Source organism: Streptomyces sp. NPDC046862 (assembly GCF_040704615.1).
GTDB lineage: Bacteria > Actinomycetota > Actinomycetes > Streptomycetales > Streptomycetaceae > Streptomyces.
Genome location: NZ_JBEYXP010000040.1, coordinates 37797 through 58618, shown reverse-complemented (window position 1 = coordinate 58618; position 20822 = coordinate 37797). Strand labels below are relative to the sequence as shown.

At 72.5% G+C, this 20822-nt stretch carries 18 protein-coding genes; 12 read left to right on the top strand and 6 right to left on the bottom strand.

What is annotated here, in order from left to right; translation table 11 throughout:
• Positions 1-151: 151 nt before the first annotated feature.
• Together AB0959_RS35390 and AB0959_RS35385 are read left to right on the top strand one after the other, a co-directional pair.
• A complete protein-coding gene (locus AB0959_RS35390) occupies positions 152-1507 on the top strand; it encodes a glutamine synthetase family protein (protein ID WP_366830833.1) in 1356 nt (451 codons plus the stop codon).
• Between the two features lie 73 nt (positions 1508-1580).
• A complete protein-coding gene (locus tag AB0959_RS35385) occupies positions 1581-2897 on the top strand; it encodes a cytochrome P450 (protein ID WP_366830832.1) in 1317 nt (438 codons plus the stop codon).
• Between the two features lie 21 nt (positions 2898-2918).
• Here AB0959_RS35385 and AB0959_RS35380 read toward each other — a convergent pair whose 3' ends face one another.
• Both AB0959_RS35380 and AB0959_RS35375 read right to left on the bottom strand, forming a co-directional pair.
• Positions 2919-3578 carry a DUF4389 domain-containing protein gene (locus tag AB0959_RS35380; RefSeq protein WP_366830831.1) on the bottom strand — a complete coding sequence of 220 codons (660 nt, stop codon included), beginning with the start codon at positions 3576-3578 and terminating at the stop codon, positions 2919-2921.
• Positions 3579-3695: 117 nt separating this feature from the next.
• Positions 3696-5813 carry a SpoIIE family protein phosphatase gene (locus tag AB0959_RS35375; protein WP_366830830.1) on the bottom strand — a complete coding sequence of 706 codons (2118 nt, stop codon included), beginning with the start codon at positions 5811-5813 and terminating at the stop codon, positions 3696-3698.
• A gap of 221 nt (positions 5814-6034) precedes the next feature.
• On the opposite strand from AB0959_RS35375, the gene AB0959_RS35370 reads away from it, so the two are divergent.
• Entirely contained in the window at positions 6035-6910 is an 876-nt protein-coding gene (locus tag AB0959_RS35370; RefSeq protein WP_366830829.1) for a universal stress protein, read from the top strand.
• A 67-nt stretch (positions 6911-6977) separates the two neighbouring features.
• On the opposite strand, the gene AB0959_RS35365 is transcribed toward AB0959_RS35370, so the two are convergent.
• The 4 genes from AB0959_RS35365 to AB0959_RS35350 all read right to left on the bottom strand — a co-directional run bounded on the left by AB0959_RS35365 (position 6978) and on the right by AB0959_RS35350 (position 11307).
• Entirely contained in the window at positions 6978-8003 is a 1026-nt protein-coding gene (locus tag AB0959_RS35365; protein ID WP_366830828.1) for a 6-phosphofructokinase, read from the bottom strand.
• Positions 8004-8139: 136 nt separating this feature from the next.
• Complete coding sequence (locus AB0959_RS35360) at positions 8140-8937, bottom strand: DeoR/GlpR family DNA-binding transcription regulator (protein ID WP_366830827.1); 798 nt, start codon at positions 8935-8937, stop codon at positions 8140-8142.
• 61 nt (positions 8938-8998) lie between these two features.
• The gene (gene pdxA, locus AB0959_RS35355) at positions 8999-10051 is read right to left on the bottom strand and encodes a 4-hydroxythreonine-4-phosphate dehydrogenase PdxA (RefSeq protein WP_366830826.1); all 1053 of its coding nucleotides are present in this window, start codon (positions 10049-10051) and stop codon (positions 8999-9001) included.
• Positions 10048-11307, bottom strand: coding sequence for a four-carbon acid sugar kinase family protein (locus AB0959_RS35350; RefSeq protein WP_366830825.1), 1260 nt, complete (start codon positions 11305-11307; stop codon positions 10048-10050). The genes pdxA and AB0959_RS35350 overlap by 4 nt, the downstream gene beginning before the upstream one ends.
• A gap of 234 nt (positions 11308-11541) precedes the next feature.
• On the opposite strand from AB0959_RS35350, the gene AB0959_RS35345 reads away from it, so the two are divergent.
• The 9 genes from AB0959_RS35345 to AB0959_RS35305 all read left to right on the top strand — a co-directional run bounded on the left by AB0959_RS35345 (position 11542) and on the right by AB0959_RS35305 (position 20816).
• Entirely contained in the window at positions 11542-13131 is a 1590-nt protein-coding gene (locus AB0959_RS35345) for an ABC transporter substrate-binding protein (protein ID WP_366830824.1), read from the top strand.
• Between the two features lie 3 nt (positions 13132-13134).
• Entirely contained in the window at positions 13135-14064 is a 930-nt protein-coding gene (locus AB0959_RS35340; RefSeq protein WP_366830823.1) for an ABC transporter permease, read from the top strand.
• A 3-nt stretch (positions 14065-14067) separates the two neighbouring features.
• Positions 14068-14970 carry an ABC transporter permease gene (locus AB0959_RS35335; protein ID WP_366830822.1) on the top strand — a complete coding sequence of 301 codons (903 nt, stop codon included), beginning with the start codon at positions 14068-14070 and terminating at the stop codon, positions 14968-14970.
• On the top strand, positions 14967-15830 hold the full coding sequence (locus AB0959_RS35330) for an ABC transporter ATP-binding protein (RefSeq protein WP_366830821.1): 864 nt from the start codon (positions 14967-14969) through the stop codon (positions 15828-15830). The genes AB0959_RS35335 and AB0959_RS35330 overlap by 4 nt, the downstream gene beginning before the upstream one ends.
• Entirely contained in the window at positions 15827-16645 is an 819-nt protein-coding gene (locus tag AB0959_RS35325) for an ATP-binding cassette domain-containing protein (protein WP_366830820.1), read from the top strand. Before AB0959_RS35330 ends, AB0959_RS35325 begins: the two co-directional genes overlap by 4 nt.
• Positions 16642-17646, top strand: coding sequence for an aldo/keto reductase (locus tag AB0959_RS35320; RefSeq protein ID WP_366830819.1), 1005 nt, complete (start codon positions 16642-16644; stop codon positions 17644-17646). The genes AB0959_RS35325 and AB0959_RS35320 overlap by 4 nt, the downstream gene beginning before the upstream one ends.
• A gap of 124 nt (positions 17647-17770) precedes the next feature.
• Positions 17771-18580, top strand: coding sequence for an aldolase/citrate lyase family protein (locus tag AB0959_RS35315; protein ID WP_366830818.1), 810 nt, complete (start codon positions 17771-17773; stop codon positions 18578-18580).
• Positions 18577-19878: an exo-alpha-sialidase gene (locus AB0959_RS35310; RefSeq protein ID WP_366830817.1), complete on the top strand. Its 1302-nt coding sequence runs from the start codon at positions 18577-18579 to the stop codon at positions 19876-19878. Before AB0959_RS35315 ends, AB0959_RS35310 begins: the two co-directional genes overlap by 4 nt.
• Positions 19875-20816, top strand: coding sequence for a phosphoglycerate dehydrogenase (locus tag AB0959_RS35305; RefSeq protein ID WP_366830816.1), 942 nt, complete (start codon positions 19875-19877; stop codon positions 20814-20816). The genes AB0959_RS35310 and AB0959_RS35305 overlap by 4 nt, the downstream gene beginning before the upstream one ends.
• Positions 20817-20822: the final 6 nt, after the last annotated feature.

Sequence of the window (20822 nt, the reverse complement as noted above, 5' to 3'; positions counted from 1 at the left end):
AAGCCGCTTGAGGCTGGTCAATACCTGTCCATGTGGATAAGTTTTTTCGACCCGCTCTCTTGTGGAGTGGCGATTCTTCTCCCTACCGTTTGGGACCAAACGATAGGCGGGCCCCCGCACCGCCCCCTCCCTTCCGCTCAAGGAGTCACCGGTGAGCGCATCCGACACCTCAGACATCCGCCGGCACATGGAGCGGCTCGCCGCCGACGGCGTCGACGTGGTCCGGGTGACGTACCCCGACCTCATCGGCACCGACCGCGCCCGCGACGTCCTGCTGGACCACCTGCCGTCGGCAGCCGAGCACGGGCTGGCCTTCTGCCGCGCCGTCTACCACACCACCCCCCAGGGCGACGTGGTCCCGGTCGCGGGCGGTCTGGACGCCGGTCTGCCGGACGTGTGCGTGCGCCCCGACCTGGCCACGGCGGCACCGCTGCCCTGGGAGCCCGGCGTCGCCACCTGTCTCGGCGAGGTCAGCGACCCGCTGACCGGTACTCCGGCCGCCGAGTCCCCGCGCGACCTGCTGCGCGCCGTCCTGGCACGGTGCGCCGAGCAGGGGCTGCGCCCGGTCGTCGGCCCCGAGCTGGAGTACTACCTGCTGGAGGCCGCCCCCGGCACGCCCACCGGCTGGCGCCGCGCCCCCGAGACGACCGGCGCCATCTACACGGCGGGCCTGCGCGCCGACCCGGACAACCATCTGCTGCGCACCCTGCGGCAGCTGCGCGACCTCGGCCTCGGCGTCGTCACCGGCAACCACGAGTTCGACGGCGGCCAGTACGAGATCAACCTGACCCACTCCGACGCCCTGGACGCCGCCGACCGCGCCTTCCGCTTCAAGGCGGCCGTCAAGGAACTGGCCCGCAAGGAGGGCAGGCTCGCCACCTTCATGGCCAAGCCCTTCGGCGACGCCGGCGGCTCCGGCTTCCACATCCATCTGTCCTGCGAGGACGCCGAGGGCAACAACGCCTTCGACGGCCCGGCGGACGCGTACGGCCTCTCGGCGACTGCCCGACACGCCGTCGCCGGCATCCTCGCCCACACTCCCGCGCTCGCGGCGTTGGCCAATCCGACCGTGAACTCCTACAAACGCTTCGGGCCCGACACTCTGGCCCCCTGGCTGATCGACTGGGGCCTGGACAACCGCAGCGCCATGGTCCGCATCCCGCCGGAGCGGGGAAGCGCCGCCCGTATCGAGCTCCGCCTCGGCGACGCCGGCGCCAACCCCTACCTGCTCGTCGCGGGCACGATCGCCGCCGCCCTGCTCGGCGTCGAGGCGGGCGAGGAACCGCCCGCCCCGCTGGAGGGCTATGGCTACGACACCGGCCGTTCCGCCCTGCTGCCCACGCACCTGTCCGCCGCGCTGGACGCACTGGAGGCGGACACCGCCCTGACCGACGTCCTCGGCAAGGACTTCACCACCTCCTTCCTCACCTACAAGCGGAACGAGCTCGAACGCTTCGGCCGGCACGTCACGGACTGGGAGTTCACCGAGTACGCCTACCACCTCTGAGTGCGCCTCGTACGGCCCCCACGTCCCGTACGCCCCTACGCCCCGCCGAAGCCCTCGCCAGGAGACCGACACCATGACCAGCCCCGCCGTCCCCGCCGTGCCCACGACCCGGGCCGAGCTGCGTGCCGCACTCGACGAACCCCTGCCGCTCGACCGGGTGGACCTCGCCGATCTCGACAACTTCACCGACGGCATCACGCCGTGGCGCATGTTCCACACCCTGCGCCACGAGGATCCGGTCCACTGGCAGCCGGACGAGGCCCCCAACTCCGGTTTCTGGGCAGTGACCCGGCACGCGGACATCGCCCGCGTGGACCGGGACGCGGAGACGTTCACCTCCACGAGGTTCGTCAACCTGGAGGAGGTCGACGAGGACCAGATCAAGAAGCGTGCCTCCATCCTGGAGCTGGACGGCGTCCGTCACCGCGCCCTGCGCAGCGTGATCCAGCGCCAGTTCGGCGCCGGCGTCATCAACAGCTACGGCGACTTCCTGCGCGGCCTGACGGCCACAACCCTGGACGCGGCCCTGGCCAAGGGCAGCTTCGACTTCGTCGCCGACGTCGCGGCGGACTTCCCCATAAACGTCCTGGCCCGCCTGCTGGACGTGCCGCCGGAGGACAACCAGCGGCTCATCGACTGGGGCAACCGCATCATCGGCAACACCGACCCCGACTACGCCGACGTGCTGCTGCACAGCGAGGAGAGCGAGCGGTACCGCGACCTGCCGTTCCGCTCCCCGGCGTCCATCGAGGTCTTCGAGTACGGGCGCGAGCTGGCCAGGCAGCGGCGCGGCGGCGACGGCACGGACCTGGTCTCCAAGCTCGTCAACACGACCCCGCGCGACGGGGTCCCGCTGTCCGCGCGGGACTTCGACAACTACTTCCTGCTCCTGGTCGTGGCCGGCAACGAGACCACACGGCACACCATCTCCCACTCGATGCTGGCGCTGCTGCAGCACCCGGAACAGCTGGCGAGGCTCAAGGACGACCCGTCCCTGATCCCGGCGGCCGTGGAGGAGTTCCTGCGCTGGGCCTCCCCGGTCTACCACTTCCGCCGCACCGCGACCCGGGACGTCGAACTCGGCGGCAGGCGGGTCAGGGAGGGCGACAAGGTGGTCATGTGGTTCGCCTCCGGCAACCGTGACGAGGAGGTCTTCGGCGACCCCTACGACTTCGACGTCACCCGCGCCCACAACGACCACGTCACCTTCGGCAAGGGCAGCCCCCACCTGTGCCTGGGCAACCTGCTCGCGCGTACCGAGATCCGCATCATGTTCGAGGAGCTGATCCCGCGGATCGCGGACATCAGGCTGACTGGTGACGTCCCCCGGGTCCGCTCCAACTTCGTCAACGGCATCAAGAAGCTGCCGGTCGAGGTGACCCCGGTCTGAATCCCGGCCCGCCCTCGGTCACTACAGACTCTTCGCGGTGCTCGGTTCGGCGCCGCCCATGTCGAGGCGGAACGGCGGGTAGGTGTCCGTCATCAGGCCGGCGTAGGCGGCCACCCGCAGCACCCACCGGTTGAGGCCGACCACCAGGTCGAACAGGTCCCTGGGATACCGCTCGGTGAAGGCCAGGACCACGGCGGCGATCAGCGTCAGCACGCCGACGAGCCCGCCGTCCCACCAGGCGAGGTGGAAGCCGCCGACGAAGAAGCCGATGACGATGTAGTGCGGGATGGCCAGCAGCCACCATTTCACCAGGACCAGGCCGCGGGAGAGCCGTTCGGGGTAGACGACGTCCAGTCGCGCCGGGTAGTCGGGTTCCGCGCCCAGGCTGAAGGGCGGGTACCGGTCCGTGGCCAGGGCGCCGTACGAGTAGTAGGCGACCCGCCAGGTCCAGCGCAGGACACCCAGGTTGAAGTCGAACAGGGCCCGTGGATAGCGCTCGGTGAACAGGATGCAGAAGAACGCGATCACACTCACCACGGTGAAGGCGATCCACAGGAAGAACAGCAGCACGGCGTGAGGGATCACCAGGATCCACTTCACCAGCCACAGCCACCGGGACAGCGGCGCGTCCAGCACCGCGTTCACCCGGACCGGGCCGTCGGGCGTTCGGGGGGTTGTCATCGCGATCAACTCCTCCTTCGCCCCTCGGCGGCGGCAGCCTTCTGTCCCAGGCTGCCCCGATCGGCGCGCGACCGCATCCGGGCGCGGCGCGGACCGGCCCAGGGCCGTACGGCGCACCTAGCGGCGGCTGTCCGCGCGGTGCGGCGCGAACGTCCGCGCGCGGGCTATCAGCAGGGCGACGTCGTCGGAGTCACCCGGCTGCCGGAGTTCGAGGAGGAGCCGGTCGCAGGTCTCCTCCAGGGAGGAGCACGGCCCGTCGAGGAGATCGACGAGGGTGCCGAGGCGTTCGTCGAGGGGGTGGCGGCGGGTCTCGACGAGTCCGTCGGTGTACAGGACCAGATGGTCACCGGGGCCGAGGCCGACGGTGGTGGTGTCGAAGGGGACACCGCCGACGCCGAGGGGGGTGCCCGTGGGCAGGTCGAGCAGTTCGGGGTGCCTGCCGCCGCGTACGACGACGGGGGGCAGGTGGCCGGCGTTGGCGATGTGGCACTCGGCGCGGTGGGGGTCGTAGGCGGCGTACACGCAGGTGGCGATGTACTGCTCCAGGCGTGAGGTGATCGTGTCGAGGCGCTGGAGGACGTCCGCGGGGTCGAGATCGAGGTCGGCGAAGGCGGCCGTGGCGGTACGCAGACGGCCCATGGCGGCGGCGGCCTCGATGCCGCTGCCCATGACGTCGCCCACGACGAGGGCCGTCCTGTCACCGCCGAGCGGCAGAACGTCGTACCAGTCCCCGCCCACCTCGTAGGCGGCCTGTGCGGGCTGGTAGCGGGAGGCGATCTGCAGGCCGGGCAGACGGGGCGGATGGTCGGGGAGCAGGCTGCGCTGCAGGGCCTCGGCCGCGCTGCGGACGCTCTGGTGCGTGCGCGCGTTGTCGATGCACACCGCGGCCCGGGAGGCCAGCTCGGTGGCGATCGCGAGGTCGTCCTCGTCGAAGGGCCGTGGCTCGCGGGCGCGCATGAGTCCCAGGAAGCCGAGAACGCTGCCGCGGGCGGCCAGCGGGACGGCCAGGTAGGAGTGCACACCGGCACGGGCCAGCAGCGTGGCCGCGTGCTCGTCGCGGCCGATCCGCGTCAGGTCGTCGTCCCGGGTGTGACGGACCAGGATGGGCCGGCCGGTGCGCACACACCGGGTGGCCAGACGGTCGGCACCGTAGGTGGCGATGTGGCCGGGCGGATCCGCCGCGTGGACGGCGTCGGTGGGGTAGGCGGCCTTCACCGCGAGCGCACGGAAGACCGCGGCGCCGACTCTGGTGGGACGGCGGTGGTCGTTCACGGCGGAGTCGAGCACGTCGACGGCGACGACGTCGGCGATGGCGGGCACGGTGACGTCCGCCAGCTCCCGGGCCGTCTGCTCGACGTCCAACGTGGTGCCGATACGGGCGGAGCCGTCGGCGATGAGAGCCAGGCGCCGCCGCGTCTCCGTGGCCTCCACTGCCGACCGGTACCGCTCGGTCACGTCCATCACCAGCTCGGCCACACCCAGGATCCGGCCCTGGGTGTCCTCCAGCCGGTACACCGAGATGGACCAGGCGTGCTTGTGCTCCGGGTCGGCCGGGGTGCGGCCGACGATGGGGGACCGCTCGATCAGCGGGACCCCGGTCTCGACGACCTGCCGCATCGCCGCCTCGGCCACCTCGAACTCCCTGGCGCTCATGATCTCGCGGTAGTGGCGGCCGAGGTGGGAACGCGCGGGGAGAGCGTGGATCCGCTCCAGAGCGGGGTTGACGGCCACGTACCGCAGCTCGGCGTCGAGGATGGCGATCCCGATGGGGGACTGGGAGATCAGCCGGGTGGACAGGGCGACGTCCCGCTCGACCTCGCGCAGCGTGGGGGAGTCGGCGCCGAGCCCGAGGGCGTAGAAGTCGCCCTGGTCGTCGAGCAGCCGCATGTTGCGCCACTCCACCAGCCGTGAGCTGCCGTCCTTGCACCGGATCGGGAACGCGCCCGCCCAGCACCGGCCGGTCTCCATGACCTGGGCGAACGTCTTGACCACCCAGTCCCAGCCCTCCTCGTGCACCAGCAGCCGGGCCGCGTACTGTCCGAGCGCCTCCTCGGCCGCGTAGCCGTACAGCTCCTCCGCCTGGGGACTCCACAGGACGATCCGTCCCTCGGCGTCCAGCAGGACGGCCGCGACGGAGAGGAGATCGATCAGCCCGCTCGGCTGCGACGGCTCGCCCTCCGTCCACCGGAGACCCGCCGGGCCGAGGTCCGCGGGAGGCCATGCGCCTTCGCTCATCGCGGGCACTCCTTCCGCCTGCCGGCCGTCCACCGACCCGAAGCGTGGCCTGTACGTGTCCGCCGGCTCGTCAGCTTCCATCGTGCTCCCCGCACGGCCCGATGACACATCCGTCCGGCCGCCCGACCCGCCCGTGGACAGTGAAGACCCGTGGAACAGTGGAGACAGGAGCCCCGGCGGGTGTGTCGCCGGCGACCTGCCGGCGGGTGGAGGAGGGCACGATGAGTCACCCTGTGCTGGCGGGCGTCGACGGTTCCGCGGGCGGCTCGGCCGCGGCCGACTGGGCGGCGCGGGAGGCGGCCCTGCGGGGCGTTCCACTGCTCCTCGTCCACGCCTCTCCCTCGCTTCCGGGCGTCGGAGTACCGGCACAGGCCGCGGAAACGCTGCGTCACGTCGGTGAACGGATGCTCCAGCGGGAGGCCGACGCTCTCGCCGCCCGCCACCCGGACGTCGAGGTGCGCCGGGAACAGTCGGATCACGCCCCGGCCGCGACGCTGCTCACCGCGGCGCACGGTGCGGGTCTCCTCGTCGTCGGCACACGCGGGACGGGCGGCTTCGACGGGCTCGCGGTCGGCTCGGTGGCCCTGCGGGTGGCTGCAGCGGCTGCCTGCCCCGTCGTGGTGGTGCCCCGTCGGCCCGCCGACGCCTTCGGAGAACGGACGCGTGCGGCCCGGGTCGTGGTCGGGTTCGACGCGCACCCGGTCCACGAGGCAGCGCGGTTCGCGTTCTCGGCCGCGGAGGCACGAGGGGCGGAGCTCCTGGTCGTACGGGCATGGGCACTGCCTGCCGAGTCCGTGTCCCCCCGGACGGTGGTCGTGACCGAGGAGGACCGCGCCACCTGGGAGGACCAGGAGGTCCAGCAGCTCTCCGACGCCCTGCGCGCCTGGCGGGAGAAGTACCCGGCGGTGGCGCTCCGCCCCGATGTCGCCCTGCTCCACCCCGCGCAGGCACTCCTGAACGCCTCCAGGGGAGCGGACCTGCTCGTCGTGGGCCGACGCACCGACCCGCGGGCGGCCGAGGGCCGACTGGGACCCGTCACCCACGCCGTACTGCACCACGCCCGCTGCCCGGTGGCGGTCGTACCGCACCCCGGCTGAGGGGACAGGCGGGCCCGGCGGCGATCCGGCCGGGTGGCTGGGCGGGCGGCGCCGGCCGGACGAGCGGTCAGCCGAAGAACACCTCGAACTCGTCGTACAACGCCGGATCGACCGTCTTGGTCCGCGCCGTCGCCTCGGCGAGCGGAACACGAATGATCCCGGTGTTGCGCAGGGCCACCATCGTGCCGAAGTCACCGTCCTTGACGGCGTCGATGGCGTGCAGTCCGAAGCGTGTGGCCAGCCACCGGTCGAAGGGGCTCGGCGTGCCGCCGCGCTGGATGTGGCCCAGGACCGTGGTGCGGGCGTCCGTGCCCGTGCGGTCCGAGATCTCCCGGGCCAGCCACTCACCGATGCCGGACAGCCGCACATGGCCGAACTCGTCCAGCGTCTGGTCCCTGAGAATCAGCTGCCCCTCCTTGGGGACGGCCCCTTCGGCCACCACGACGATCGGCGCGTAATTGATCTTGAAGCGGTCCTGGACCCACGCGCAGACCTGGTCGATGTCGAACGGCCGCTCGGGGATGAGGATCACGTTGGCGCCGCCCGCGATGCCGGCGTGCAGGGCGATCCATCCGGAGTGCCGTCCCATCACCTCCACCACGAGGGTGCGCATGTGCGACTCGGCCGTGGTGTGGAGACGGTCGATGGCCTCGGTCGCGACGCCGACGGCGGTGTTGAAGCCGAAGGTGAAGTCGGTGCCGGACACGTCGTTGTCGATGGTCTTCGGCACGCCGACCAGGCTGATCCCGTGATGGCTCAGCTCGGTGGCCACACCGAGGGTGTCCTCGCCGCCGATCACGACGAGCGCGTCGACGTCGTGCGCGGCGAGGGTGTCCTGTACGCGGCTCAGCCCGTCCTCGTGCTTGAACGGGTTGGTGCGGGAGGAGCCGAGGATGGTTCCGCCGCGGGGGAGGATGCCCCGCACGCGGGGGATGTCGAGGGGGACGACAGTGCCCTGGAGCGCGCCGAGCCAGCCGTCACGCAGTCCGACGAAGTCGAAGCCGTACTCCTGGACGCCCTTGCGGACGACGCCGCGGATGACGGCGTTGAGGCCGGGACAGTCGCCGCCGCCGGTCAGCACTCCGACCTTCATGGCTGCCTCCCTTCGGCTGGTCGCCCCACCTGGACGAGGTCTGCCGTCGATCGCGGACCGCCGTGCGGGACCAGCTCCTTCTCCAGCCTCCCTCCATCCGATCAGCAGTGACCACTCCACGGCCCCGGCTCACCGGTCACAGGGGATGGACGGGGTGCGTCTGCGGTTCGGTCACGACCGTGCTCACACCCCGGGCGCGCAACGCCTCCAGAACGCCCGGATCGGCGCCGACGTCGGTCACCAGGGTCCAGCCCTCGCGCAACGGGGTCCAGGCGTGGAAGGGGCGGCGTCCCAGCTTCGCCGCGTGCGCGAGGACGTACACGTGGTCGGCGCGCTCGGCCATCAGCTCCTTCAGGCGGGTCTGGCGCAGATCCGCCTCACAGATGCCGAGTTCGGGCTGGATGCCGTCGGTGCCGAGGAACACCCGGTCGAACGTCATCCGCTCCAGGGCCGCCTCGGTCAACGGGCCCACGAAGCCCTGGCTGAGCGGCCGGAGCGTGCCGCCGAGGCACTCGACGTGAACGGTCTCCACATCGGCGAGCGCCTGCAACGCGGTCAGCCCGGTCGTCGCCACCGTGACGTCCTCGGCGGTGCGCAACTCGTGGGCGAGCGCACCCACCGTCGAGCCCGCGTCCAGCAGCAGCGTCTCGCCGGGCCGCACCTGCTCGGCGGCCCACCGGGCGATGGCCCGTTTCGCCTCGAACGCCTCCCCGATCCGCTGTCGCAGCGACGCCTCGGGATGGGCGGACAGCGCCATCGCGCCGCCGTAGGTCCGGGCGAGCCGCCCGTCGGTGGTGAGTTTGGCCAGGTCACGGCGGATGGTGGAGGCCGTCACCCCGAACAGCTGCGACAGTTCGTCGACGCTCGCCAGACCGGTGGTGGTGGCGAGGTGGACGATCTGGTCGCGCCGCGCCTTCGATCCGATCGCAGACATCAGTCCTTACGTCCTCTGGTGCCTCGTGGTGCCACTGAACAAGTGGACGACCGGGTGGTGGTCAGCTGGCGGCCGGAGCGGTCGACATCTCGGCGGCCTGGCGCAGGGCCTCGACCATGCTACCGGCGTCGGCACGCCCCGTACCTGCGATGTCGAAGGCCGTTCCGTGGTCCACGGACGTGCGGATCACGGGCAGTCCGACCGTCAGGTTGACCCCCGTCTCGATGCCGAGCACCTTGACCGGTCCGTGGCCCTGGTCGTGGTACATCGCCACGATCAGGTCGTAGTCGCCGCGCGAGGCCAGGAAGAACGCGGTGTCGGCCGGGAGCGGCCCGCGGGCGTCGATGCCGTCGGCACGCAGCACCTCCAGCGCCGGGACGATCTTCGCCTCCTCCTCGCCGTATCCGAACAGGCCGTTCTCGCCCGCGTGCGGATTGATGCCGCAGACACCGATCCGGGGCTCGGGCACTCCCGCCCGCACCATCGCCTCGTGGCCCCGCCGCACCGTGCGCTCGACGAGGCCGGGCTCGATGCGGTTGACGGCGTCGATCAGGCCGATGTGGGTCGTGACGTGGATGACCTTCACCTTGGGCGTGGACAGCATCATCGACACCTCCTCCACGCCGGTGAGGTGGGCGAGGAGTTCGGTGTGCCCGGGATAGAGGTGGCCGGCCGCGTGCAGCGCCTCCTTGTTGAGGGGCGCCGTGCAGATGCCCTGCACGTCCCCGCGCATCGCCAGCTCGGCGGCGACCCGCACGTACTGGTACGCGGCGTCGCCGGCCGTGGCGGACAGCTTCCCCCACGGCAGGTCGGCCGGGAGCAGGGCGAGGTCGATGACGTTGACGCGTCCCGGTGTGAACTCCGCCTGGTCCGGGCTCTGAACGGGCACGATCTCGCAGTCGACGCCGACGGCACGCGCCGCCTGCCGGAGCCGTTCGGCGTCGCCGACGACCACCGGACGGCAGTCGCGGAGGGTGTTGGGGTGCAGCAGCGCCGGGACGATGACCTCCGGTCCGATACCGGTGCCGTCACCCATGGTCACCGCGATGACCGGGAGCGCGCGGGGGGTGGCGCCGGTCCGGTCGGCGGTGGCGGCGGTGGGAGCTGCGTTCACAGGGCTTCTCCTCGGAGACGGGACGGTGCGGGGTGCACGGGGTCGGGGTGTGGGGGCTCGGGGTGCGGGGTCTCGGGCCTCAGGGCCCGGGCGATGCGCAGCAGCGAGTCGGCCTCGCCGTAGCTGCCGGGGCGGGTGACGACGCAGCGGCCGTCCGGGGCACGGGAGTGGACGGCGCCGTGGTGTATCTGGGCGACGGGCCTGAGCTGTGTGATGCCCAGGGCGTCCAGGACGCGGCGGGCGGTCTCGCCGCCGGTGAGGACCAGGTCGCTGCCGCCCGCCACGTCGGCGACGGCCGAGGCGAGTGCGGTGACGAGCTCGCGGGACGAGGCGGGGGAGACGGGCCCGGTGAGGCTGACGACCGTGATGCCGATCGGGGTGATGTCCAGTCGGCTGGTGGGGGCGCTCATGAGCTCGTCGGCGGACAGGGGCACGTGCCGGGCGCCCACGGCTGTGAGGTGCGCGATCTGCGCGACGGCGGTGGGTTCGGCGGTGCCGACGACGACCAGCAGGGGCCGATCCGGCGTGTCGCGCGGCCGGGGGACCGCCGGACCCGGTGCGGGCGCGAGCAGCCGGCCCAGCGCGGCCGCCAGCCCTCCCGTACCCAACGTCCTGACATCGGGGCCGAGTTCGTGGGCGGCCGCGGCGATCAGGTCCAGGTCCTCGTCCGTCTCCGCGTCGCACACCGGATGACGCCCCTGCGCGAAACGCGCATCCAGAGCGTCGGCCAGCGCACCACCGCGTACGACGGAGAGCGGGACGAGTGCCGTCGGTACGCCCCTGAGCGCCTGGGACACGGACCGGGGCGGGGGCCGGCCCTCGGCCCGCCATGCGTCCGTCGCGTGCAGCGGGACTCCTCCCAGGTGCACGACCCCGCCACGTACCGTACGTCCCGCGACCGGCAGCGCGGACGCGATCACCACACCCCGGGCCCCGGCCGCGTAGGCGGCGGTCTCGGCGGCGAGGTTGCCGCGCAGCAGCGAGTCCACCTTCTTGAACAGCAGCCCGCCGTGGAAGGCCCCGGCGGCGACGGCGGTCTGCACGGAACGCGCGGCGTGGGTCGGGGGCAGCTGCCGGCTGTCCAGGTCGACCACGACGCAGTCGCCCGTGGCGGGGAGCGCGACGGATCCGCCCTCGGCACGAAGCCCACCGGACGACGCTCCCAGCACGATGCGGCTCGGCAGACGCAGCGCGATCGCCGTCTCCGCCGCACCCGACAGATCGTCGGCGAGTGCGAGCACACGACCACGGGACACGGGAACCTCCTCGGGCGACCCGAACGGCTTCGGGCACCGATGATGACACGAGTTGCGCGATTCGCGCGAGACCCCTTGCGCACTTCGCGCAGCCGTGCCACCTTTTCCGGCGCGACACCTGTTCGTCGCCCGCCGGACGGAACCACCTCGCCCGGCCCGGTGTCCCCCCGCACCGGAGCGGGCGGCAAGCAGCCGCAGCCGGTCGCCCCTCCCCGGAACGCAAGAAGGTCGACGATGACCCCACCTCCCCAGAGAGCACCCGCCGAGCACGAGCAACCGAGCCGCCGCACCCTGCTGCGCTGGGGCGCCCTCGGCGGAGCCGGGCTCGCCCTCGGCCCCCTGTCCGCCTGTGCCGGGCCCACCGGAGCCCCCGGCCCCGGCACCCTCACCCTCGGCCTGAACCGTTCGCTGGTCAGCCTGGACAACAAGCTCAACCAGTTCGACGCGGCCATCACCGTGCAGCGCGCCGTCCGCCAGGCCCTCACCCGCATCGGTCCCCGCATGAAGGTCCAGCGCGTCCTCGCGGACCGCTTCGAGATGACCGAGCCCACCGCCTGGACGGTCCGGCTGCGCGAGGGCGTCCACTACTCCGACGGCAGCCCCGTCACCGTCGAGGACGTCGCCACCGCCCTGCGCATGTACGGCAAGGTCAACGGCTCCTTCATCCTCGGCCTGTTCCCCGAACTCCCCACGGTCGAGCCGACCGGCGAGCGCACCTTCCGGCTGCGCACCGAACGCCCCGTGCCCGTCCTCGACCGCCTCATGGCCAACATCCACATCACCCCGGCCGCCGCCAACCGCCCCGAGGAACTCCAGAGCGGCGTCGGCTCCGGCCCCTACACGGTGGTGAAGGCCAACAGCGGCGCCGGCGAGTACACCCTCGCCCGCAACACCAAATACTGGGGCCCACGGCCGCACGTCGACACCGTCCGCGTCCGCTTCGTGCCCGAGGAGGCCAGCCGCGTCATCGCCCTGCGCAGCGGCGAACTCGACGTCGTCGACACCCTCACCCCCGACTCGGCCGAACAGCTCACCGGCCTGCCCGGCGTCACCGTCCAGGAGACCTCCGGCGTCCGCATCTGCCAGCTCTTCTTCAACTTCCGCAAACCCAAGGGGCACCCGCTCGCCGACGCCCGCGTCCGCCGTGCCCTGACGTACGCCATCGACGGCGACTCCCTCGTCCGCGACGTCCTCACCGACTCCGCCGACCAGGCCGAGGGTGTCGTCCCGCTCGCCCTCGAAGGAGCGATCCGCACCGGCGCGTACACCTACGACCCCGCGAAGGCGAAGTCCTTGCTGAAGTCGCTGGGCGCCGACGACCTGCGGATCAAAATCATCTGGGAGTCGGGCGAGTTCGCCGCCGACAGCTCCGTGATGGAAGCCGTCGTCGACATGCTCCAGGACGTCGGCGTCCGCGCCCGGCTCCAGCAGTTCCAGCCCGGCGGCGACATCCTGAAATGGCGTCAGGGACGCGGCGGCGACTGGGACGTCATCGGCAACGGCTTCCCCGGCACCACCGGCCAGGCTCTCACCTCCCTCCAGGGCATGTACGGCGGGACGGCCGCCAAGGAACGCACCCGCGACACCTACATGGGCTACGTCATCCCGCGCATCGAACGGCAGCTGTCCGACGCGGCCACCGAGGTCGACGCCACCGAGCGCAACAAGAAGCTCGTCACCGTGCAGCACGCCATCTGGGACACCTGGCCCAGCCTGTGGGCGTTCGCGCCGAAGACCCTCCTCGCCCACCGCGACCGCGTGCACGACCTGGGCCTGCTGACGCTGGGCTCGTACGACCTGTCCGCCGTACGGCTGGAGGGCTGACCCGTGCCGACCTACCTCGCCCGCCGCCTCGGCCAGAGCCTCCTGACCGTCTTCCTCACCCTGACCACCGTGTTCCTGCTGGTCCGGCTCGCCCCCGGCGACCCGGCCGCCGCGTACGCCCCGCCCTCCGCCTCGAACGCCGATCTGGCCCGCATCCGGGCCCAGTTCGGCCTCGACGAACCGCTGATCAGCCAGTACGGGATCTTCCTGAAGGACCTGTTCACCGGAAACCTCGGCACGAGCTACTCCTTCCACGCCCCCGCCTTCGACGTGGTCATGGACCGCATGCCCTACACGGTCACCCTGGCCGTCTCCGCGATCGCCGTCACCACCGTCGTCGCCGTCCCCCTGGGCGTGTGGATGGCGCGCCGCGCCGACACCAAGCGGGAGTTGGGCGCCAACGTGATGACCATCGCGGGGCAGTCGATGCCGGACTTCTGGACCGGGGTGATGCTGCTGACGGTGTTCGCGGTGCTGTTCCCGGTGCTGCCCGCCTCCGGGTTCACCACCTGGAGCGGACTCCTCCTGCCCACCGTCACTGTGGCCGTCCTGCAACTCGCCCTGGTCTCACGGCTGGTCAGGCGCGAGATGGTCACCGCGCTCACCTCCCCGTACGTCACGGTCGCCCGCTCCCGCGGAGTCTCCGAGAGCGCGCTGACCTGGCGATACGCACTCGGGAACTCCGCGGTGCCGCTGCTGACCGCGCTCGGTACGCGCTTCGCGGCACTCCTCAACGGTGTCGTGGTCGTCGAGGTCGTCTTCGGCTGGCCCGGAGTCGGCTCGCTCGTCGTCCGCGCCCTGGAGACCCGCGACTACCCGCTGATCCAGGCGACCGTGCTGGTCACGGCCACCCTCGCGATCCTCGTCCAACTCCTCGTCGACCTCGCCTACCCGCTGCTCGACCCGCGGGTACGCCTCGGAAAGGCGGCCTGAGTCATGAGCACCACGGCCCTTGGAACCGAACGGCCGAGCGCGGTCACCCCACGCCACCTCGCCCGCGCCACAGCCACCCGCCAACGACGCAGCGCCCATGTGAAGTTGTGGGCCGGAGCCGTGTGCACGGCCCTCGTCGTGGTGCCCGTGGCCCTGGCGAACCTGCTGCCCCTGCCGGGCGCCAACGCCCAGGACCTGTCCCGGCGCCGGCTGCCTCCCCTCAGCGAGGGACACCTGCTGGGCACGGACCAGCTGGGCCGCGACCTGCTGTCGCGCATCCTGCACGGCGGCCAGGTGTCCCTGTCGGTCGGCGTGCTGGCCGTCCTCGTCTCCGGCCTCATCGGCATCGCGGCCGGCGCCGCCGCCGGGTTCTTCGGCGGCTGGGTCGACGCGGTCGTCTCCCGCTTCCTGGAGGCCCAGCTCGCGCTGCCCCTGCTGATGATGCTGCTCCTCGTCGTCGCGCTCTTCGGGCCGTCCGTCCCCGTCATCACCTGTGTGATCGCCGTGGCCCAGTGGCCGGAGGTCGCCCGGCTGACCCGTTCGCTCGTCCTCGTCGAACGGGAGAAGCCCTACGTCGCCGCCGCGCGCGTCCTCGGCCTGCGCGCCTGGCAGGTACTCCTGCGCCACGTCATCCCCAACGTCGTACGGCCCGCCAGTCTCGTGGTCCTGCTCCTGCTGGCGCAGGCCGTGCTGCTGGAGAGCGCGCTGAGTTTCCTCGGCGCCGGCCCGCAGCGGCCCTTCGCCACCTGGGGGCGGATCATCTCCGACGGCCAGGCGTACATCACCACCTCGTGGTGGCTCGTCACCCTGCCCGGGCTCGTGATCGCGCTGCTCGTCGTCGGGGTCAACCTGCTGGGCGACGGGCTGCGCGACCGCACGCGGCGACGGAAGGGAGCAGGGGCATGACCGGGGAATCCGCACAGGACCAGCCGCTGCTGGACGTACGGGACCTGCAGATCGAACTCATCACCGCGGGCGGAGTCGTACGAGCCGTCGACGGCGTCGGCTTCACCGTCGGCCGCGGCGAGACCGTGACGCTGATCGGTGAGTCCGGCTCCGGCAAGTCCACCACCGCCATGGGCGTCCTTGGGCTCCTGCCCGAAGGGCTCGCCGTGCTGTCGGGCAGTGTGCGCATCGCCGGACGGGACGTCGTCGCCGACCCCGGTGCCGCACGCGCCGTCCGCGGGCGCACCGTGTCGCTGATCCCCCAGGACCCGATGACCGCGCTCAGCCCGGTCCACACCATCGGCCGTCAGCTCGGCGACGCCATCCGCCTGCGCCACCCGGAGCTGTCCCGAACCCAGGCGAGGGACAGGGGCGTCGAACTGCTCGCCCAGGTGCGCATCAGCAAGCCGGAGAGCCGCTGGAAGGCCTACCCGCACCAGTTCTCCGGCGGCATGCTCCAACGCATCCTCATCGCGATCGCCCTCGCGGGGGAGCCCGAACTGCTGGTCGCCGACGAACCGACCTCCGCGCTGGACGCCACCGTGCAGGCGAGCGTCCTCGACCTGCTGATGGAGCTTCAGGAACGCACCGGCATCGGCATGTTGATGATCACCCATGACCTGGGCGTGGCCCGGCTCGTCTCCGACCGCATCCACGTCATGAAGGACGGCCGCTTCGTCGAGTCCGGCCCCGCGGAGCGGATCGTCGAGAGCCCCGCCGAGCCGTACACCCGCCAACTCCTCGCGGCCGTACCCCGGCTCGGCCCCTGGGACGAGGACGCACCCCATGACGAGCCCCTGGTGGAGGGAGCAGCCCCATGACCGATCCCCTTCTCCTCGTCGAGGACCTGGTCGTCGAGTACCCGACGCCGAGCGGCCCGCTGCGCGCGGTCGACCAGGTGAGTTTCCGGCTGGAGCGCGGTGGTTCGCTCGCGGTCGTCGGCGAGTCCGGCTGCGGCAAGTCGACCCTCGCGCGGGCGCTGGTACGGCTGCTGAAGCCGACGGCCGGGCGCATCGTGCTGGACGGCACCGACATCGCGACCCTGCCCGAGCGGCGGCTGCGCCCACTGCGCCGGCGGGTCCAGATGGTCTTCCAGGACCCGTACGCCTCCCTCGACCCGCACCTCACCGCCCAGCAGATCGTCGCCGAGCCGCTGCGGCTGGCGGGCATGTCGGACCGGACCGAACGGGCCCGGCGGGCCGCCGAGTTGCTCGACCAGGTGGGCCTGCCGACATCCGCACTCGACCGCCGGCCCGCCGACTTCTCCGGCGGACAGCGCCAGCGCATCGGCATCGCCCGCGCCCTCGCCTCCCGCCCCGACCTGCTCGTGTGCGACGAGGCGACGTCCGCGCTCGACGTCTCCGTCCAGGCCCAGGTCCTCGGTCTGCTGCGGGAGTTGCAGGAGGAGACCGGCATCGCCTACCTCGTCATCGCGCACAACCTGGGCGTCGTCCGCGAGATCAGCACCGATGTGGTGGTGATGCGCTCCGGCCACGTCGTCGAGACCGGCCCCACCGCCGACGTCCTCGCCTCGCCCAGCGACCCCTACACCCGGGCGCTGCGCCGCGCCGCCCTCGACCCCACCGCGATCCACGGCGTGAAACCGCGCCGCGTACTGGAAGGAAGCTCCACGTGACCACCGGCGTTCCCACCGCCACCGCCACCACCGCCGCCCTGCCGCAGGCCCCCGTCCCGCTCTCCCGGCTGGTCCTCGGCACCATGACCTTCGGCGACACGGTCGACCGCGCGGGCGCCGCCGCCATGCTGGACGCGGCTCTCGACGCGGGCATCACCGGCGTCGACACCGCCAACGGCTACGCGGGCGGCGAGAGCGAGCGCCTCCTCGGCGAGCTGCTGCCGGGCCGCCGCGACCGGATCGTCCTCGCCACCAAGGCGGGCATCCCACACCCCGACCAGGGCGACCACACCCCGCTGTCCCCCGCCGGACTGCGCGCCGCCCTGGAAGGCAGCCTCAAACGCCTCGGCACCGACCACGTCGACCTCTTCTACCTCCACCAGCCGGACCGCGGGACCCCGATCGCCGACACCCTCGCCACCGTCGCCGAGTTCGTCGCCGAGGGCAAGATCCGCGCGCTGGGCGTCTCCAACTACGCGGCCTGGCAGATCGCCCTCATGGTGCGCACCGCCGACGAGGTCGGCGCCCCGCGCCCCGCCGTCGCCCAGCAGCTGCACAACCTCCTCGCGCGCCGCATCGAGGAGGAGTACGTGGAGTACGCGGCCGTGACCGGCCTCGCCACCATGGTCTACAACCCGCTCGGCGGCGGCCTGCTGACGGGACGTCACCAGTTCGGCAGCGCGCCGGATTCGGGACGCTTCGGCGACTCCGGGCTCGCCGCGATGTACCGGCAGCGGTACTGGGACGAGCGCCTCTTCACCGCCGTCACGGAACTCACCCGGATCGCGGACGGGGCGGGCGTCCCGCTCACCGACCTCGCCCTGCGCTGGCTCCTCGACCGCCCCTCCACGGACGCCCTGCTCCTCGGCGGCTCCCGGACCGAACACCTCCTCGCCAACATCGCCGCCGCCCAGGCAGGCCCCCTGCCCGCCGACGTCACCGCCGCCTGCGACGAGGTGGGGGTGCGGCTGAGGGGGCCGATGCCGGCGTACAACCGCTGACGCCTCGCCCGTTTCGCCTCGCGGTCGGCCCCCGGCCCCCGTCGGGAGCCCCCGGCCGTCCACCGCCCACTGTCCTGTCGCCCCTCAGCCCCTCAGCCCCTTCGCTCCAAGGAGCCAGCCCTTCATGAACGCCGTCCCCGGCACCCCCGCCCCGGGCACCGCCGCCGCCTTCGCCGCCCTGCTGCGCGCCCGTGAACCGCTCGTCGGCTACTGGTCCGTGCTCGACTCCCCGGTCTCCACCGAACGCATCGCCCGTCTCGGCTACGACTACGTCGCCCTCGACGCCCAGCACGGCCTCCTGGAGTACGCGGGTGTGCTGGCCTCGCTGACCGCGATCGACACCAAGGGCTCCACCGCCGTCGGCCTGGTCCGGGTCGAGGCCAACGACCCCATGCCGATCGGCAAGGCCCTCGACGCGGGCGCCGCCGGAGTGATCGTCCCGCTGATCGACAACGCCCGGGACGCCGCCGACGCGGTGGCCGCCGTGCGCTACCCCCCGCTGGGCCGCCGTTCGTACGGGCCGATGCGCTCAGGGCTCCGGATCGGCCCCAACCCGGCCGACGCACACCGGGAGACCGTCGTCCTCGCGATGATCGAAACGGCGGAGGGACTCGCCAACGTCGAGGAGATCTGCGCCACCGACGGCCTCGACGGCGTCTACGTCGGCCCGTCCGACCTGCGCATCGCGATCGGCGGAGCGACCTCCACGGACCCCGCGGTCGCCGACGAGTTCGAGGCCGCACTGGTGACGGTGCGGACGGCGGCGGCCGCGGCCGGCATCGCCGCGGGCATCCACAACGCGGACGGCGCCGCCGCGGCCAAGCGACTCGCCGAGGGCTTCACCTTCGCCACGGTCGCCTGCGACCTGGTCCATCTGGAGCAGGTCGCACGTGGGCATCTGGACGCGGCTCGTACGCGCGGGGAGAGCCGGTGACGGGCACCGAGTCGGGTACGCAGAAGGACACGGAGACGGGCGCGGCGGTGGGCGCGGCGGCGGACAGGGAAACCGGCGGGGAAACGGGCACCAACACGACGGGCACCGGGCGGGAGGCGTCCGCGTCCGTCGTCGCCGACGGCGTCCTGCGCCCCCACCCCGACCAGCCCGGCCGCGCCGAGGCCCACCTCGCCGCACCCGTCGTGCAGAACCACGCGGCGAACCTCACCGTGCTGCCCGGCGGCGACCTCGGGTGCGTCTGGTTCGCGGGGACCCTGGAAGGGGTCTCGGACATCTCGGTGTGGTTCTCGCGGCTCGCCCCGGGCGCGGACGCCTGGACCGACCCGGTCCGCCTCTCGGAGGACCCGACCCGCTCCGAACAGAACCCACTCCTCTTCCCCGCGCCCTCCGGCGACCTGTGGCTCCTGCACACCGCCCAACTCGGCGGGCGACAGGAGACGGCCGAGGTACGGCTGCGGGTCAGCGCGGACGGCGGCGCCACCTGGGGGCCCACGCGCACGCTCTTCGAGGGAGGAGTGTTCGTCCGCCAACCAGTCGTTCAACTCCCGCGAACGGGACGACTGCTGCTACCGATCTTCCGCTGCGTCGCCCCTCCCGACGCCCCCTGGACGGGCGATCGCGACACCAGTGCGGTGATGATCAGTGACGACGCAGGCGCCACCTGGCGCGAGCGCCCGGTGCCCGGCTCCGCCGGACTCGTCCACATGAACATCCGCCCGCTGCCCGACGGTTCACTCCTCGCCCTGTTCCGCAGCCGCCGCGCCGACGCCGTACACCGCAGCGTCTCGTACGACGACGGGGAGACCTGGAGCGAGCCCGAGCCGCTCGCCCTGCCCAACAACAACTCCTCCATCCAGTACACCGTCCTCACCGACGGCCGCCTCGCCCTCACGTACAACCACAGCAGCGCGGCGGACGCCGTGGCCCGCAGGGTGTCGCTGTACGACGAGATCGAGGACGACGGGGCGGCCGAGCCGGGCGGGCAGGCGGCGGCCGAGCCCTCCGGTGACGCCTTCTGGGGCGCCCCCCGTGCCCCGCTCAGCCTCGCCGTCTCCTCCGACGGCGGCCGGACCTGGCCCCAGCGCCACGACCTGGGGACCGGCGACGGCCACTGCCTCACCAACAACTCCCGCGACGGACTGAACCGCGAGCTGTCGTACCCGTCGATCACCCAGGCCCCGGACGGCACCCTGCACATCGCCTACACCCACCACCGCCGCACCATCCAGTACGTCCGTCTGACCCCCACGTGGACGGACCGGGAGTTCCCCGTATGACCACCACCCTCATCACCACCCCCACCTTCGCCCGCCACTCGCCCGACCCCTGGGAACTCCTCGCGTCGGCGGGCGCGGGGCCGCTGCGCCCGTGCGAGAACACGGCCCTGCCCCCTGGCGAGCTCCTCTCGCGCATCGGCACCGCGGACGCGCTGATCGTCGGCATGGACGCCATCACGGCCGAGGTGATCGAGGCGGCCGGCCGCCTCAAGGTCATCGCCAAGCACGGCGTCGGCGTCGACACCATCGACCTCGCGGCGGCCCGCGCACGCGGCATCCCCGTGGTGTGCGCGCCCGGCAGCAACTCCCGTGCCGTGGCCGAGTACACCTTCGGACTCGTCCTGTCGGCGGCCCGAGGTGTCACGGCCTCCCACGGGGCGGTGGCGGCGGGGGAGTGGCCCAAGCTGTTCGGCCCCGAACTCGCCGGGCGCACCATCGGCATCGTCGGCTTCGGCCGTATCGGAAGGCTCCTCGCGGGCTACGCGGCCGCCTTCGGCATGACCGTCCTCGCCCACGACCCGTACGTGACCGAGACCCCGGGCGCGCGGAGCGTCGGCCTGGACGACCTGCTCACCCGCGCCGACGTGGTGAGCCTCCACCTTCCCGCCGACCCCGACGCGGGCCCCCTGCTCTCCCGCGAACGCCTCACTGCCATGAAGCCGGGCGCCCTGCTCGTCAACGCTGCCCGCGGCGGACTCGTCGACGAGGACGCCCTCGCCGCCCTGCTGAAGGACGGGCACCTGGGCGGCGCCGCACTCGACGCCTTCGCCCACGAACCCCTGCCCGCCGACAGCCCGCTGCGCACCGCCCCCAACGTCCTGCTCACCTCGCACATGGCGGCCTGCACCCCCGAGGCCAACCGCGCCATGGGCGTCCTGGTCGCCGAGGACGTCGTACGCGTCCTCGCGGGACAGCCCGCGCTCCGCCCCGCCGCCTGACGCACA